The following is a 14,615-nucleotide window of genomic DNA, read 5'->3' as shown; positions in this document are numbered from 1 at the left end:
CGATGTACTCTGCGATGCCAGCATTTGCTGCACTTTCGGTGATGCTGACCGGGTTTAAATCTGATATAGCGATCAAATCATACCGCTTTGCCAATTTTTTGGGTGAAAAAATCGACATTATGGGAAGTGGAAAATATTATTTTTATGCTATTTTTAAAAATAAATACACGTAGTTGCTATCGTGAAGACAGTTTTTGGGCGGAAAAGACGCGTGCCCGTTGGCGTTGGGAGCAGCAGTGACACGCCCCGCAGCAGGCGGGGCGTGGAGGGGGAATTACATTTTTGCGGCGATCAGTTTGCCCAGGATGGCGATGCCCTCGCGGATGCGTTCCGGCGGCACCGTCACGAACGACAGGCGCAGCGTGTGCGTGTCCGGCGTATTCGCATAGAACGGCGCGCCCGGCACGAAGGCGACCTTGTTGGCGATGGCTTCATCGAGCAGTTTCATGGCGTCGATGTGTTTCGGCAGCGTGACCCAGATGAACATGCCGCCTTCCGGTTTGGTCCAGCTGACGCCGGACGGGAAATGCTCTTCCAGCGCCGACAGCATGGCCTGGCATTGGTTGCCGTACAGGCTGCGGATGCTGGGGATATGCTGGTCCAGGAAGCCATCCTTGATGACTTCATGCACGACCATCTGCGTCAGCTGCGACGTGTGCAGGTCGGCCGCCTGCTTGGCCAGTTCCAAGCGGCGCACCAGCGGCATCGGCGCCACCACGTAGCCGAGGCGGATGCCGGGCGTGAGCACCTTGGAGAATGAACCCATGTAGATCACGCCGTCCGGATTCATGTTGATCATCTTCGGATACGGCTCGCCGCTGTAACTCAGGGCGCCGTACGGATCATCCTCGATCAGCGGCAGGCCGTGGCGGGCGCAGGTTTCCACCAGTTCCACGCGGCGCGCCACGGACAGGCTGCGGCCGGTCGGGTTCTGGAAGTTCGGCAGCGCGTACAGCAGGCGCGCGCCATCGGCGACGGGGTTGATCGACGACGGCACCAGGCCCTCGTCATCGGTATCGACGGAAACGAATTCGGGACGGTAGACGGAAAACGCCTGCAGCGCGCCCAGGTAGCTGGGGGTTTCCACCAGCACGCGGCTGCCTTCGTCGATCAGGACCTTGCCCAGCAAGTCCAGCGCCTGTTGCGAGCCGGACGTCATCAACACTTGTTCGAGCAGGATGGTGCTGCCATTGCTGGATAAGGAGTCGGCGATCCACTGGCGCAGCGGCAGATAGCCATCGGTCGGGCCGTATTGCAGGGCCACCTTGCCATTGTTCGACAGGACCTTGTCGAAGGCGATCTTCATTTCTTCCACGGGGAAGGTGGCGGGCGAGGGCAGGCCGCCGGCAAACGAGATGATCTCGGGACGCTGCGTGATCTTCAGGATTTCGCGGATGAACGAGCTTTGCAGCTGTTCCGCGCGTTCGGCAAAGCGCCATTGGATCGGATTCGGATTTTCAATTTTCATACGAGTCTCACAGAAGATGCCGAGCTGCGCCGGCTGGATTTGTTGGCCCGCTTGTGGCGGTGCGTGCGCAAGCGGCGCCGGATAGGCGTCGCCATGGTGCTGCGGTATTGTACGGCTTGCACGCCGCTCTGCCCATCCGCACGCGCAAGGGCGTTGCAAACGGGCGTCAGGCCGGCCTATTTCAGCTTGCGTCCGATGGCCACCACGGCGATCACGGCGCCGGCAAACAGCAGGCTTTCGCCCTTCAATGGCTCATTTAGCAGCACGGCCGCGCCCACCAGCGTGAGGAAAGGCTGCAGCAACTGCGTCTGTCCCACGCGCGCCACGCCGCCCAGCGCCATGCCCCGGTACCAGAAAAAGAAGCCGATAAACATGGAAAACACGGAGATATACGCAAAGCCCAGCCAGGCCGCGCCGCTGGCCTGCGCCATCAGTGCGCGCTGCGGCCAGGCGTTCCACAGCACCGCAGGCAGCGCGAAGGGCACGGCCAGCAGCAGCGCCCAGGAAATCACGTGCTGGCCGGGCATGGCTTGCGCCAGGCGTCCGCCCTCGGCATAGCCGAGTGCCGCCAGCAGCACGGCGGCAAAGATCAGCCAGTCGGCCAGGTGAAAGCTGCCGCCGCCCTGGCGCAGGGCGAACGCCACCACCAGCGCCGCGCCGAGCAGGGCCATCAACCAGAATCCCGCAGAAGGGCGTTCCTTGCCGCGCAGCACGGCAAACACGGCCGTGGCCAGCGGCAAAATACCCACCAGCACGGCGCCGTGCGAGGCGGGCAGGCTGCGCATGGCGATCGACGTCAGCCAGGGGAAGCCCAGCACGCAGCCCAGCGACACGAGCGCCAGCGGCAGCCACTGTTCGCGCCGCGGCAACGGTGCGCGCTGCTGCCATAGCCACAGGCCGGCCAGGCTGGCGGCCACCAGGGCGCGGCCCAGGGCAACAAAGGAGGGATCGAGTTCTGCTACCGCCAGGCGCGTGAAGGGCAGGGTCAGGCTGAAGAGCGCGACGGCGATCAGGCCCAGCAGCAACCCCTTGCGGTCATCGCTGAAGCGGGGCGGGTGGTTGGGAGAGGTAGCGGTGCTCGTGAGTGAAGACATGGGTTTCCTGGTGCGTGCGGTAAGGGAAAGGCATGGATTTGTGTGATCCATACTGCTATCCTAGGCGTGAATAGCAGTACAGTACAAATACACTTCCACGCATAATTTCACATACTGTCATGGTCATATGAGCAATACACCTGCCTTTCCATCCCTACCCTTGCTGTCGCGCGCCTCGGGCGAAACCCTGATCGACCAGATCACGCGCTCGCTGGCGGCGCGCATCGACGACAAGCTGCTGCGCGGCGGCGCGCGCATGCCTTCGATCCGCCAGTGCGCCGCCAGCCTGAACGTGTCGTGCGCCACGGTGGTGGCCAGCTACGACAAGCTGGTGGCGCGCGGCTACCTCGAATCGCGGCGCGGCGCCGGCTTTTTCGTGCGCGAGCGCTCGCCCCTGAACGCGCCGGCGCCGCCGGCTGGCGCGCAGGACGCGGCGGCGCAGACCATGGACGTGGTGTGGCTGATCCGTAACATGTTCCGCCAGACGCCGGCCATTCCTGCGCCCGGCTCCGGCATGCTGCCCGCCGAGTGGCTCGACGGCGATCTGGTGGCGCGCGCCTTGCGCGACGTCAGCCGCCAGCCCGGCAATTTGCTGCTGGGCTATGGCGCGCCGCAGGGTTTCCTGCCGCTGCGCCAGCAGTTGCAGCTGAAACTGGCGGGGCTGGAAATCGCCTGCCCGCCCGAGCAGATCGTCACCACGGTGGGCGTGATGCAGGCGCTGGACCTGGTGGCGCGCGAGTTTGTCCGCCCTGGCGAGACCATTTTCGTCGACGATCCCGCGTATTGGCTGATGTTCGGCGCCTTTGCCGCCATGGGCATGAACGTCATCGGCATCCCGCGCTTGAAAGACGGCCCCGATATCGCCGTGCTGGCCGAACTGGCGGCCCTGCACCGTCCCAAGCTGTACGTGATCAATTCTGTGCTGCACAACCCCAGCTCGACGTCGCTGTCGGCGGCCAAGGCTTTCCAGGTGTTGCGCCTGGCCGAACTGCACGACTTCCTGCTCGTCGAGGATGATATTTATTGCGACATGCACCCGGGTGGCGCGGTGCAGCCAGCCACGCGCCTGGCCGCGCTGGACCAGCTGCGCCGCGTGATTTACCTGGGCGGCTTTTCCAAGAGTCTGGCGGCGAACCTGCGCGTGGGCTTCATCGCCACGTCGCCGGAACGGGCGCAGCGCCTGGCCGACCGCAAGATGCTCGCCACGCTCACCACCAGCGACATCGGCGAGCGCGTGGTATATAAAATCCTCTCGCAAGGGCTGTACCGCAAGCATGCCGAGCGCCTGCGCACGCGGCTTGACAAGGTGCGCGAGGGTAGCTACCGCAAGGTCGAACGGGCGGGCTTGCGCTTCGATCCGGCATCAGCCGGCATGTTCGTGTGGGCGGACGCGGGCTGCGACACGAATCTGCTGGCCGAAAAGGCGCTGGCCGAGGGGCTGGTGCTGGCGCCGGGCAGCTTGTTTTCCCCGCGCCAGCTGCCGTCCACTTGCATGCGCCTGAACCTGGCCACCGTGCAGGATGAGCGCATCTGGGCGTTTTTCGCCCGCGCACTGGGGTAAACCGGACATTGCAGGACATTCGGCGGGGGCTCTTGAAATCGCCTGTACCATCCCCAACTCCGTAACATTCGTCCCATCCACAAGACTATGAGGTAAAAATGGCTGTCTCCGAAAAGCAAACCCTGGGTTTTCAGACCGAAGTGAAGCAAATGCTGCACCTGATGATCCATTCCCTGTACTCGAACAAGGAAATCTTCCTGCGCGAATTGGTCTCGAACGCGTCCGACGCGGCCGACAAACTGCGCTTCGAAGCGATCGATAACGACGCCCTGTACGGCAACGATCACGAATTGAAGATCAAGGTCAGCTTCGACAAGGATGCGCGCACCATCACCATTTCCGACAACGGCATCGGCATGACCCGTGACGAGGCGATCTCGCACCTGGGCACCATCGCCAAGTCGGGCACCAAGGAATTCTTCGGCAAGCTGTCGGGCGACCAGCAGCAAGACGCGGCCTTGATCGGCCAGTTCGGCGTGGGCTTCTATTCCGGCTTCATCGTCGCCGACAAGATCACTGTCGAAACGCGCCGCGCCGGCGTGGACGCCTCTGAAGGCGTGCGCTGGGAATCGGGCGGCGAAGGCGATTACAGCATCGAGAACATCGACAAGCCGTCGCGCGGCACGGACATCATCCTGCGCCTGCGCGAAGGCGAGGACGAATTGCTGTCGAGCTGGAAGATCAAGTCCATCATCCGCAAATACTCGGACCATATCTCGCTGCCTATCGTGATGCAGAAGGAAGAGTGGGACGAAGAGAAAAAAGAAACCGTCCTGAAAGACGAATTCGAAACCGTCAACCAGGCCAGCGCCCTGTGGGCCCGCAACAAGGCCGACATCACGCCGGAACAGTACGACGAGTTCTACAAGCACGTCTCGCACGACTTCCAGTCGCCTTTGAGCCACACGCATAACCGCGTGGAAGGCCGCAGCGAGTACACGCAGCTGCTGTACATCCCGGCCAAGGCGCCGTTCGACATGTGGGACCGCAACAAGCGCGGTGGCATCAAGCTGTACGTCAAGCGCGTCTTCATCATGGACGATGCCGAGCAGCTGATGCCGACCTATCTGCGCTTCGTGCGCGGGGTGATCGATTCGGCCGACCTGCCGCTGAACGTGTCGCGTGAAATCCTGCAAGAGTCGCGCGACGTGAAAGTCATCCGCGAAGGCTCGACCAAGCGCGTGCTGGGCATGCTGGAAGAACTGGCGAACGCGGACGAGCAGGACAAGAAGGACAAGTACGCCGTCTTCTGGAAGGAATTCGGCCAGGTGCTGAAAGAAGGCATTGGCGAAGACGCGGCCAACAAGGAGCGCCTGGCCAAGCTGCTGCGCTTTGCCTCGACCGCCAACGACAGCGACGAGCAAATCACCTCGTTCGCCGACTACGTGGCACGCATGAAGGAAGGCCAGGACAAGATTTACTACGTCACGGCCGACAATTACGCCGCCGCCAAGAACAGCCCGCACCTGGAAATCTTCCGCAAGAAGGGCGTCGAAGTGCTGCTGCTGACGGACCGCGTCGATGAATGGATGCTGTCCTTCCTGCAGGACTTCGAAGGCAAGGAACTGGTCTCCGTCGCAAAAGGTGGCCTGGACCTGGGCGCGCTGGAAGACGAAGCGGAAAAGAAAGAGCACGAAGAAACGGAAACCTCGTACGCCGACCTGGTGGGCAAGATGAAGACCGTGCTGGCCGACAAGGCCAAGGATGTGCGCGTGACGTTCCGCCTGACCGATTCGCCAGCCTGCCTGGTGGCCGATGAAAACGAATTGTCGGGCAACCTGCTGCGCATGCTGAAGGCGGCCGGCCAGAGCGCGCCGGAATCGAAGCCGATTCTGGAAATCAACCCGAATCACCCGCTGGTGACGCGTTTGAAGTACGAAGACGCGCAAGGCGGCAAGTTCGGCGACTGGGCCAACATCCTGTTCGACCAGGCCATGCTGGCCGAAGGCGGTTCGCTGGCCGATCCTGCCAGTTTTGTGAAACGCCTCAACGAATTGCTGCTCAATTCGGCGAAGTAATCGCTTGGTTGCAAGCGTCAGCAAGCCGGCCCTTTCTTCGCGAAAGGGCCGGCTTTTTCTTTAAGGAGCAGCATGAAAATTCGCCTGATGGCGGGCCTGGGCGCGCATGCGCTGGGCTGCCTGCTGTTTATTGTGTTGAGCTGGCTGGGGTTTTACCTGTACACGCAGCTGTTCGGCAGCCTCGGCTCGCGCGGCGTGGCCGGTGGCCTGGCCTGGCCTTGCTGCTGGTGTTTTACGTGTATGCGGGCACGAATCTGCTGCTGGCGTTGCTGCCGCCTGGCTGGTGGAAGCCTGTGCTGTGTGGCTTGCTGGGCGCGGCCGTGCTTGCGTATCTGCTGCCGCAGCATCCGCTGCGGGCCATGTACTTCAGTGTGCTGTCGGGCGGCTTGAGCTGGCTGGCCGTGCTGGCCAGCGCACGTTTAGTCGAGCGCCTGAGGGGCTGACAGGCCCGCGATAAAGGCGGCGACGGCACCGGCCGCCGCTGCCGGCGCCGCTTGCAGCAGCATGTGCGGCGCGTCGATATCGACCAGCTGCGTGCCGGCTGCCTGCCGCAGTATCTGCAAGGCGTTTGCCGGCGGCACTAGGCGGTCGTGGCGGGCGCGTAGATACAGCACGGGCAGGCTGCCGCGCGCGAAGCTGTGCAAGGCGTCCTTTTCCAGTATTTCCAGCACGGCGCGCAGGCGCTGGCGCAGCACGCTGGGCGGCACTTGCGCCAGTGCCGCCGACAGTTCCGCCTGCAGTGGCGGCGTGGCGTAGGGCGCCAGCAGCGCCTGGCGCAGGGCGAAGCCGGGCAGGGCGCCAAAAGGGACGAGCTCCAGCAGATGGCGCAGTGGCGCCAGCATCGGGCGCGGATTGCGCACGAACGAACAGCACAGGATCAGGGCGCGCATGCCGGGCGGCGGATCGGCACGCAAAGCTGCCCCCAGCGGTCCCGAAAACGATTCGGCCAGCAGCACGAAGGGACGGTCGCGCGGCAAGCGCTCGCGCACGAATGCTTCCAGCGCCGCATAGTCCAGCGGTGCGGCCGGATAGGCGATGGCCTGGGTGTCGATGGCGGTTTGCGCCCGCAAGGCGGCGTCAAAACGGTGGAATAGCCGGGCCGTGCCATCCATGCCGGGCAGGAGGACCAGCAGTGTCGGGGCAGGGTGGGATATCGTCATTGCGGCCATCATAACAGCCGCGCCGGCCACGCGCCGTCCGCCAGCCGCACGGCATGGGGGCTGGCGCCATGCTAGAATCGCCGGCGCGTCATGCGTGGCCGTCATAGCGGCCAAATCCCCGACAGACAGAATCATGCATATCATCTTTTCGAATTACCGCACCCTGGGCGGCGCCTTGCTGGCAGCGGCCTGCGTCCTTTCCCAGCCCGCCCGCGCCATGGCGGCACCCTCGGCGCCAGCCGGGAAAAGCCTGTCTTCCCTGCTGGCCGGCGGTCCCTTGCCGCGCCTGAGCGACGATGCGCAGGTGCGCGCGGTCCTGTTCGATTTCTTCGGTTACGCGCGCGGAAGCTACACGGAGGACGATGAATTGCTGCTGGCGCAGGCGCTCGAAGCGATCAGTGAAAAGCGCGACGCCACGCGCACTGTGCTGGCCGATGGCCGCCAGTTGCTGGCGTCGATGAATGACCGCAAGCAGGGCCGCGAACGGGGCGCCATGCTGCTCGACAAACGCGGTGCCATCATCGCCTTTGGCCTGGTCAACGGGCATTGCCACCTTGAGGGCCAGCCGCTGGCGAAAGTCTGCAATCCCGATCCGAATGCGGTGCTGACGGTGTTCCACCGCAAGGGCATGCTGGTCGGCGAAGCGGCGCCCTTGCTGGCCTGGGCGCGGCAATTGCCGCCCATGCTGGCGCTGATCGCGGGCGACAAGGAAGCGGGCGCCGATGGGCAGAAGATCGCCAGCGTCGAATATGTGCTGGCGCAGCCGGCCCTGCCGGGCTGGAACCGCGCCCAGCTGCCGCCTGCGTATCCGCCGGCGCTCTTGCCGCTGCTGCTCGATAAATCCACGGTGCTGACGTCGGCCGGCGCCGGCGTGTTTGCCTATCCGCTCACGCTCAAAGGCAAGAAACAGAACAATGTGCTGGACCATGCCGAAGGCCGCCCGCCGCGCGACCTGGAAGTGGCGCTGCGCAGCTACGCCAGTTTCGATGCGGTGGTGGAACGCTACCGCCAGCTGGCCAAGGGCGCCCGGCTGCAGCGCAACGAGCGCACGGCCTACCTCGATGGCGATATGGGGCAGGGCAGCTACCGCGTCTACATCCGCAACACGGGCGCGGACGGGGTGATGATCGACGTGGCGCTGTGGCAGCGCAAGCTGGCGGCCGGCCGCTAGGTCCGCCAGATCAATGCAGGCGCGCGTCGTCGTAGCCCAGTTGCGCCAGCTGCGCGGCGATGGCATCGTCGCGTGTTTTCCTGCCGGTGCGCAGGCGCACATGCGTCAGGGACGCGGGCAAGCCATGCGCCAGCAGGGCGTCGGTGTCGAGCATGGTCTCGGATGCCGACAACTGGCGCAGGGTGGGCAAGGCGGCGAGGCCGGGCAGGCTGTCGAGCGTCTTGCAGGTGTGCAAGTTCAGGCGTTCGAGCACGGGATTGGGCCCCAGCGCGATCTGCCGCAGCTTGATCTGGTCTTCCACCCATAGCGCCTGCAGCAGGGGAAAGCGGCCGATATCGCCCAGCGTTTCCAGGCCGCGCACGCGTATCACTTCCAGCTTCTTTAGCCTTGGCGCTTCGATGTGCGCGATCGATTCGCGGCCACCCAGCTGCAACAGCAGCCTGTCCAGGCGGGCCATCTCCGAGATAAAATCCAGCGCTACCTTGCTCTTGATGCGGTACAGCGACAGGTCATGCAGCGCCGGCAGGCTGGCCAGCGTTTCGATATGCTGGTGGTGGCCCTCGATGACCAAGCTGGCCAGGTGCGCATAGTGGCGCAGGGGCGCCAGATCGATATTGTTCCTGGCCGATTCGCCCAACTGCAGATATTCGAGGCCGCGCAAATTGTCCAGCTGAAGGATGTCGGCCTGCGCCAGCTCGTACACGCCCAGGCTCAGGCGCTTCAGGTGGCGCAACTCGCCCAACGCTTCCAGATGGATGGCTTGCCGATGGCAATCGATGGACAGGCTGGCCACATGCGGCAGCGCGCGCAGGATGCGGGCATCGAACACCCTCGGATCGTAACCGTAGATACGGATGGTCAGCGCCGTGCCGCAGGTGGCGGCCAGGGCGTCGAGGTCGGCCAGCAGCGGCCCCGGCTCGCCCAGGGTATTGAACTGCACCAGCACCTGTTGGCCGCCCGCGACGGCGGCGCGGATCGCCCCGGCATCGATGCGTTCGGGGTTCTGGATGCACTGCGGCTGTCTTGCCTGCGTCATGGTCACAGTCCGATGGGGTAGTCCACCTGTCTGGGGGGTGGGCAGCCTGCCGGCCCCGGGAACGTCTGCTTGCCCGTGTCGTCGAATCGCTTGCCGCAATCGACCAGCACGCGTTTGCGGAAGGTGAAGATGCTGGCCACCTTGCCGTTCGGGTGGTAGCAGATATTGTCGCCATCGCGGTCGGCCGAACCGTAGCTGATGATTGACTGGCCATTGACCGTGCGCGTGCTGTGGCCCCTGCGCGGCTCAGTGCATTTGAGCTGGCCGCTTTCATAATAGGCGTTGACGACGGACGTGTCGGCGGCGCGGTCGACCAGCAGTTCGTCCTTGCGCTTGCCGTTCGGGTAGTTCGAATAACCTTCCTGGCGCTGGCCGTACTGGAAGGCGTAGTAATACTGCGGCTTGCCGTCCGGGTAGTACATGTGGTGGTATTCGCACACGTCGTCGCGCGTGCTGCCGTACTCCTTGAAGGTGCAGCGGTGGATGTCGTTGAGCAGCTGGCCGTCTTCATAGTATTCGCGCAGGTGCGTGAGCAGGCGGCCCTGGTCGATGACGGCCAGGCGTTCCGGCTTGCCGCTCGGGTAGTAGCGCGCGTCCAGGCCCTGCTTCTTTCCGTTGTCCCACAGCGTGTCGAGGCGCAGGATTTTCCCGCTGTCGTCGAACGCCTGTTCGCGCCCATCGAGCTGGCCGTTGCGGTAGGTGGCCGTGTAGACCACGTATTCCTTGCCGGCCGGGCCAAGATAGCGTGTGCGACTGCCATCGAGCACGCCCGCCTGGTAGTGGTCGCGCACGCGCAGTGCGCCTTGCGCATCCGTGTCGAGGGCCTCGCCCTGTTTCTTGCCTTTGACGAAGGTGACGCTTTGCGTGACCTTGTCCTTGAGCTTGAGCTTCCACGGCCCGTCGCGCAAGCCGTCGATGAAGCTGCCGTCGCCGTCTTCCGTGATCCATGCGCCGTGGCGCGTGCCGTTCACGTAGTTGCCGCGCGTTTGCAGCTTGCCGCCCATGCGGCGTTCGTGCGGGCCGTTCAGCTGGCCGCCTGCATAGGTGTCGAAACCCGTCACTTCCTCTTCATCGGCATAGTTGACGACCGTCCAGCGGCCATCGCGCTTGCCGGCCCGGTACATGCCGCTCTCGCTCTGTTTGGGGTAATCGAAGTGCCACAGGCCTTCTTGCAGGCCGTTGACGAAATTGCCTTTCTCGCTGCCTTCGTGCATGCCCTCGCGCACCCACAGTCCCTGGCGCTTGCCCTTCACGTACTGGCCCCGCTCGACCACCGAACCGTCGTCCCAGGCCAGGCTGTAGAGGACGGAGGGGCCGTCCTCGCTGCCCGTGAACTGCTGCGGCGCCGTTTCCCACGTCACTTGCCACAGGCGGTAATTGGGCAGGATGCCGGCACCCGCATCGCTGTACAGCGTGTAGCTGGCGGTGAGAAAGCGCTCGCCCTTCTTCTGGAAGGTCTTCTTGTAGGTGATGGCGTCCTTGCCGCCTGCCGCCACCGGCTTGCCGTCATCGCTGTAGTAGCCGACGATGGTGCCTTGCGTATGGTCGATGGCGTCGAAGTCCGCATTGCCGCTCTTGCCCCGCGCGACGCTGTAGTCCATGGGCGCCAGTTTCGCCAGCGCCGCCTTGACCTGCCCCGCATTGGGGGCGGCGCCTTGCGCCACGATGCGGTTCAGGGCTGGCTGGAGGCCGTCGAGGCGCCGGTACTTGCCGGAGCTGCGGTGGTAGCGGTAGGCGCGCAGGCCGTTCTTGTCACCCTGGCGTAACAGCACCAGCATGGTTTGCACGCTGGTGTCCGATTCCTTGTCCAGCGAGGCGTAGAAGACGGAGCGGATGACGGCGTTGCCGAACTGGTCGAGCAAAATGGGTTTCGCGCTGCTGCCTTTGCATTCGCAGTAGTAGCCGTTGACGCCCTCTTTTTCCTTGAGAAAGGCGACATCCAGGCCGCTATCCTGCGAAGCGCTGATGGCGGGATGGGCGAGGCTCTTGCCTTCGTAGAAGGGCGCGCCGTGGGCGAGGGCGGAACAAAGCAGCAAGGGCAGTAGCAGACGTTTCATCGTGGGGCTGGCGCCGGGGCGCCGCTATGGAAAGGCCACGATTCTGCCTGTGTTCTCCGATGCGGGCAAATGCGCGCGCGCGTATCGTGTGCGCTGCGCGTCCCGGTTCAGGCCTGGTGCGCGGCGCAAAAATCCAGCAGCAGCTGCTCGCCTTCCGGCCACGGGCCGTAGCCGGCATCGCCGTTGATATGGCCGGCGTCGCCGATCATGGTCAGTTCGCTGCCCCAGGCGGCGGCAAAGGCGCGTGCCCGCGCGAAGCTGACATAGGGGTCATCGCCGCTGGCGACCACCAGGCTGGGGAAGGGCAGGGCTTGCAGCGGCATGGGTGCAAAGCCCGACGTGCCGGTGGGGTAGGAGGGCGCTTCCACATCGCTGGGGGCGACGAGGAAGGCGCCGGCGATCTTGTGCGGCGAGCCGCTGGCAGCCCAATGGGCCACCAGCGCGCAGGCCAGGCTGTGCGCCGCCAGCACGGGCGGGCGCTCGCAGGCGGCGATGGCGCGGTCGAGCTCCGCCACCCATTCGTCCTTGTCCGGCGTCTGCCATTCCCCGTGCGGCACGCGCGACCATTGCGGGTGGCGCGCTTCCCAATGGGTTTGCCAGTGCTGCGGCCCGGAATTCCACAGGCCGGCCAGGGTCAGGACGAGAGGCGACATCGATGCTCCTTAAAGTTCGGTTCGTAGGGCAAACAGTTCCGGGAACAATACCACGTCGAGCATCTTGCGCAAATAGCTCACGCCCGCCGTGCCGCCCGTGCCTGTCTTGAAGCCGATGATGCGCTCCACCGTCGTCACATGGCGGAAGCGCCAGAAGCGGAAGGCCGTTTCCAGGTCGACCAGCTTTTCGGCCAGCTCGTACAGGGCCCAGTATTTCGACGGGTCGCGGTAGACTTCCAGCCAGGCCGCTTTTACCGAGGCGTCGGCGGCGGTCGGCTGGGTCCAGTCGGCGTCCAGGCGCTCGGGCGCGATGAGCAGGCCGCTGCGCGCCAGCAGCTTGACGGCTTCATCGTAGACGGACGGCGTGCGCAGGGCAGCGTCGAGCACCTTGTAGGTTTCTGGCGCCGTCGTATGCACGTTGAGCAGGGCGGCGTTCTTGTTCCCCAGGATGAATTCGATCTCGCGGTACTGGAAGGACTGGAAGCCGGACGAGGCGCCCAGGTAGGGGCGGATGGCCGTGTATTCGGGCGGCGTCATGGTGGCCAGCACGTCCCAGGCATGCACCAGCTGGTCCATGATGCGCGCCACGCGGGCCAGCATCTTGAAGGCGGGCGCCAGGTCACCGCTTTGCAGGTTGGCGCGCACGGCGTGCATTTCGTGCAGCATCAGCTTCATCCACAATTCGCTGGTCTGGTGCTGCACGATGAACAGCATTTCGTTGTGGTTCGGCGACAGCGGATGCTGGGCCGTCAGGATGCGGTCCAGCGCCAGGTAGTTACCGTAGCTCATCGATTCGCTGAAATCCATCTGCGCGCCATGCCATTCGGCGCCTTGCTGGGCGCCCGCATGCATGGGGCAGCCGCTGCTGTTTTCTTTGCTCATGGTGTTCTCTTGTTCCAGGTTCAGGTGACGGCATCGCGCTTGGCGGCGATGTCGTAGGCTTGGGTGTCGAGGATGTCGCGCAGGATCTCCACGGCATCCCACACGTCGGCAAAGCTGGTGTACAGGGGTGTGAAGCCGAAGCGCATGATGGCCGGCTCGCGGTAGTCGCCGATCACGCCGCGCGCGATCAGCGCCTGCATCACGGCATAGCCGTGCGGATGCGTGAAGCTGACCTGGCTGCCGCGCCGCGCATGCTCGCGCGGCGTGACGAGGCCCAGCGGATGGCTGGCGCAGCGCTGTTCCACCAGGGCGATGAACAGGTCCGTCAGGGCCAGCGACTTGCGGCGGATCGCTTCCATGCTCGTTTGCGCAAAGATCTCCAGGCCGCATTCGACCAGGGCCAGCGAGATGATGGGCTGCGTGCCGCACAGGGCGCGCGCGATGCCGTCGGCCGGCGCAAAGCCTGGGTCCATGGCGAACGGCGTGGCGTGGCCCCACCAGCCGGACAGTGGCTGGCGGAAGCGCGCCTGGTGCTTTGCCGGCACCCAGATGAAGGCGGGCGATCCGGGGCCGCCATTCAGGTATTTATAGGTGCAGCCGACGGCCAGGTCGGCGCCGGCGCCGTTCAGGTCCAGCGGCACGGCGCCGGCCGAATGGGCCAGGTCCCACAGCGCCAGCGCGCCCTGCGCGTGGCAATGGCTGCTGATGGCGGCCATGTCGTGCTGGTAGCCGGTACGGTAGTTGACGTGCGTGAGCATGGCGACGGCGCAATCGGCAGCGATGGCTTGCGCCAGCTCCTCGGGACTGTCGACCAGGCGCAGCTGGTAGCCGCGGTCGAGCCAGGCGGCCAGGCCTTGCGCCATGTACAGGTCGGTGGGGAAGTTGCTGCGTTCGCTGACGATGATACTGCGCGCGGCATGCGCGGGATCGCTGGCCTGCATCTGCAGGGCGGCCGCCAGGGCCTTGAACAGGTTGACGGAGGTGGTGTCGGTGATGACCACTTCGCCCGTACCGGCGCCCAGCAGCGGGGCCAGGCGGTCACCCAGGCGCTTGGGCAAGTCGAACCAGCCTGCCGTATTCCAGCTGCGGATCAGGTCCGTGCCCCATTCGGCCGTGATGACGTGCTGGGCACGGGCCAGGGCCGCTTTCGGCCGGGCGCCCAGGGAATTGCCATCGAGGTAAATCACGCCTTGCGGCAAGTCGAATTGCTGGCGCAAGGGCGCCAGGGGATCATCGAGATCGCGCGCGTTGCAGTCATGTCGAGAAATCATGGTGGCTTTCATGTTAATTCTTGTCTTAATGGCACTATATTGCTTGAGGCCTAAAGTATTGTGCGGAAGCAGGCAGTGTAGCAAATCCCCGCCAAAAAGCGGAATTTCCGCGCCGGCCGGGGGCGGAAAGTGCCTCCCTGCGGGGCGTCAACGAAAAAAATCACGATTTAAAAAAATATTTTCAAATCACCCTAAAGTTCTGCGATTCGCCGCCGTCAACCATTACATGAGCGGTGCCAAACCG

At 64.4% G+C, this 14,615-nt stretch carries 12 protein-coding genes; 4 read left to right on the top strand and 8 right to left on the bottom strand.

Going from position 1 to position 14,615, the window contains the following annotated elements:
- Positions 1-274: 274 nt before the first annotated feature.
- Positions 275-1,468 (bottom strand): aminotransferase-like domain-containing protein, encoded by a 1,194-nt coding sequence (locus tag ACQ4W0_RS14400; RefSeq protein WP_436577322.1) that lies wholly within the window; start codon positions 1,466-1,468, stop codon positions 275-277.
- Between the two features lie 176 nt (positions 1,469-1,644).
- Positions 1,645-2,562 (bottom strand): DMT family transporter, encoded by a 918-nt coding sequence (locus tag ACQ4W0_RS14395; RefSeq protein WP_436577321.1) that lies wholly within the window; start codon positions 2,560-2,562, stop codon positions 1,645-1,647.
- Positions 2,563-2,689: 127 nt separating this feature from the next.
- Between ACQ4W0_RS14395 and ACQ4W0_RS14390 the strand changes: the two genes are divergently transcribed.
- From ACQ4W0_RS14390 to ACQ4W0_RS14380, 3 genes are all read left to right on the top strand, one after another.
- Entirely contained in the window at positions 2,690-4,123 is a 1,434-nt protein-coding gene (locus ACQ4W0_RS14390; RefSeq protein WP_436577320.1) for an aminotransferase-like domain-containing protein, read from the top strand.
- Positions 4,124-4,221: 98 nt separating this feature from the next.
- Positions 4,222-6,141, top strand: coding sequence for a molecular chaperone HtpG (gene htpG / locus ACQ4W0_RS14385; protein ID WP_436577319.1), 1,920 nt, complete (start codon positions 4,222-4,224; stop codon positions 6,139-6,141).
- 218 nt (positions 6,142-6,359) lie between these two features.
- Positions 6,360-6,584: a hypothetical protein gene (locus tag ACQ4W0_RS14380; RefSeq protein ID WP_436577318.1), complete on the top strand. Its 225-nt coding sequence runs from the start codon at positions 6,360-6,362 to the stop codon at positions 6,582-6,584.
- On the opposite strand, the gene ACQ4W0_RS14375 is transcribed toward ACQ4W0_RS14380, so the two are convergent.
- On the bottom strand, positions 6,561-7,301 hold the full coding sequence (locus ACQ4W0_RS14375) for an alpha/beta fold hydrolase (RefSeq protein ID WP_436577317.1): 741 nt from the start codon (positions 7,299-7,301) through the stop codon (positions 6,561-6,563). The genes ACQ4W0_RS14380 and ACQ4W0_RS14375 overlap by 24 nt on opposite strands.
- A gap of 133 nt (positions 7,302-7,434) precedes the next feature.
- Here ACQ4W0_RS14375 and ACQ4W0_RS14370 point away from each other — a divergent pair, with 133 nt between their 5' ends.
- Entirely contained in the window at positions 7,435-8,472 is a 1,038-nt protein-coding gene (locus ACQ4W0_RS14370; protein WP_436577316.1) for a hypothetical protein, read from the top strand.
- 10 nt (positions 8,473-8,482) lie between these two features.
- Here ACQ4W0_RS14370 and ACQ4W0_RS14365 read toward each other — a convergent pair whose 3' ends face one another.
- The 5 genes from ACQ4W0_RS14365 to kynU all read right to left on the bottom strand — a co-directional run bounded on the left by ACQ4W0_RS14365 (position 8,483) and on the right by kynU (position 14,371).
- On the bottom strand, positions 8,483-9,508 hold the full coding sequence (locus ACQ4W0_RS14365) for a hypothetical protein (protein WP_436577315.1): 1,026 nt from the start codon (positions 9,506-9,508) through the stop codon (positions 8,483-8,485).
- A 2-nt stretch (positions 9,509-9,510) separates the two neighbouring features.
- On the bottom strand, positions 9,511-11,565 hold the full coding sequence (locus ACQ4W0_RS14360; RefSeq protein WP_436577314.1) for a toxin-antitoxin system YwqK family antitoxin: 2,055 nt from the start codon (positions 11,563-11,565) through the stop codon (positions 9,511-9,513).
- A gap of 107 nt (positions 11,566-11,672) precedes the next feature.
- Complete coding sequence (locus ACQ4W0_RS14355) at positions 11,673-12,218, bottom strand: RBBP9/YdeN family alpha/beta hydrolase (protein WP_436577313.1); 546 nt, start codon at positions 12,216-12,218, stop codon at positions 11,673-11,675.
- A 9-nt stretch (positions 12,219-12,227) separates the two neighbouring features.
- Positions 12,228-13,100 carry a tryptophan 2,3-dioxygenase gene (gene kynA, locus ACQ4W0_RS14350; RefSeq protein ID WP_436577312.1) on the bottom strand — a complete coding sequence of 291 codons (873 nt, stop codon included), beginning with the start codon at positions 13,098-13,100 and terminating at the stop codon, positions 12,228-12,230.
- Positions 13,101-13,120: 20 nt separating this feature from the next.
- Positions 13,121-14,371, bottom strand: coding sequence for a kynureninase (kynU, locus tag ACQ4W0_RS14345; RefSeq protein ID WP_436577311.1), 1,251 nt, complete (start codon positions 14,369-14,371; stop codon positions 13,121-13,123).
- Positions 14,372-14,615 lie beyond the last annotated feature (244 nt).

The organism is Janthinobacterium breve (genome assembly GCF_051380895.1).
Classification (GTDB): Bacteria; Pseudomonadota; Gammaproteobacteria; order Burkholderiales; family Burkholderiaceae_D; genus Janthinobacterium.
The sequence above is the reverse complement of the archived record's forward strand: the minus strand, read 5'-3'. Positions and strand labels throughout refer to the sequence as shown.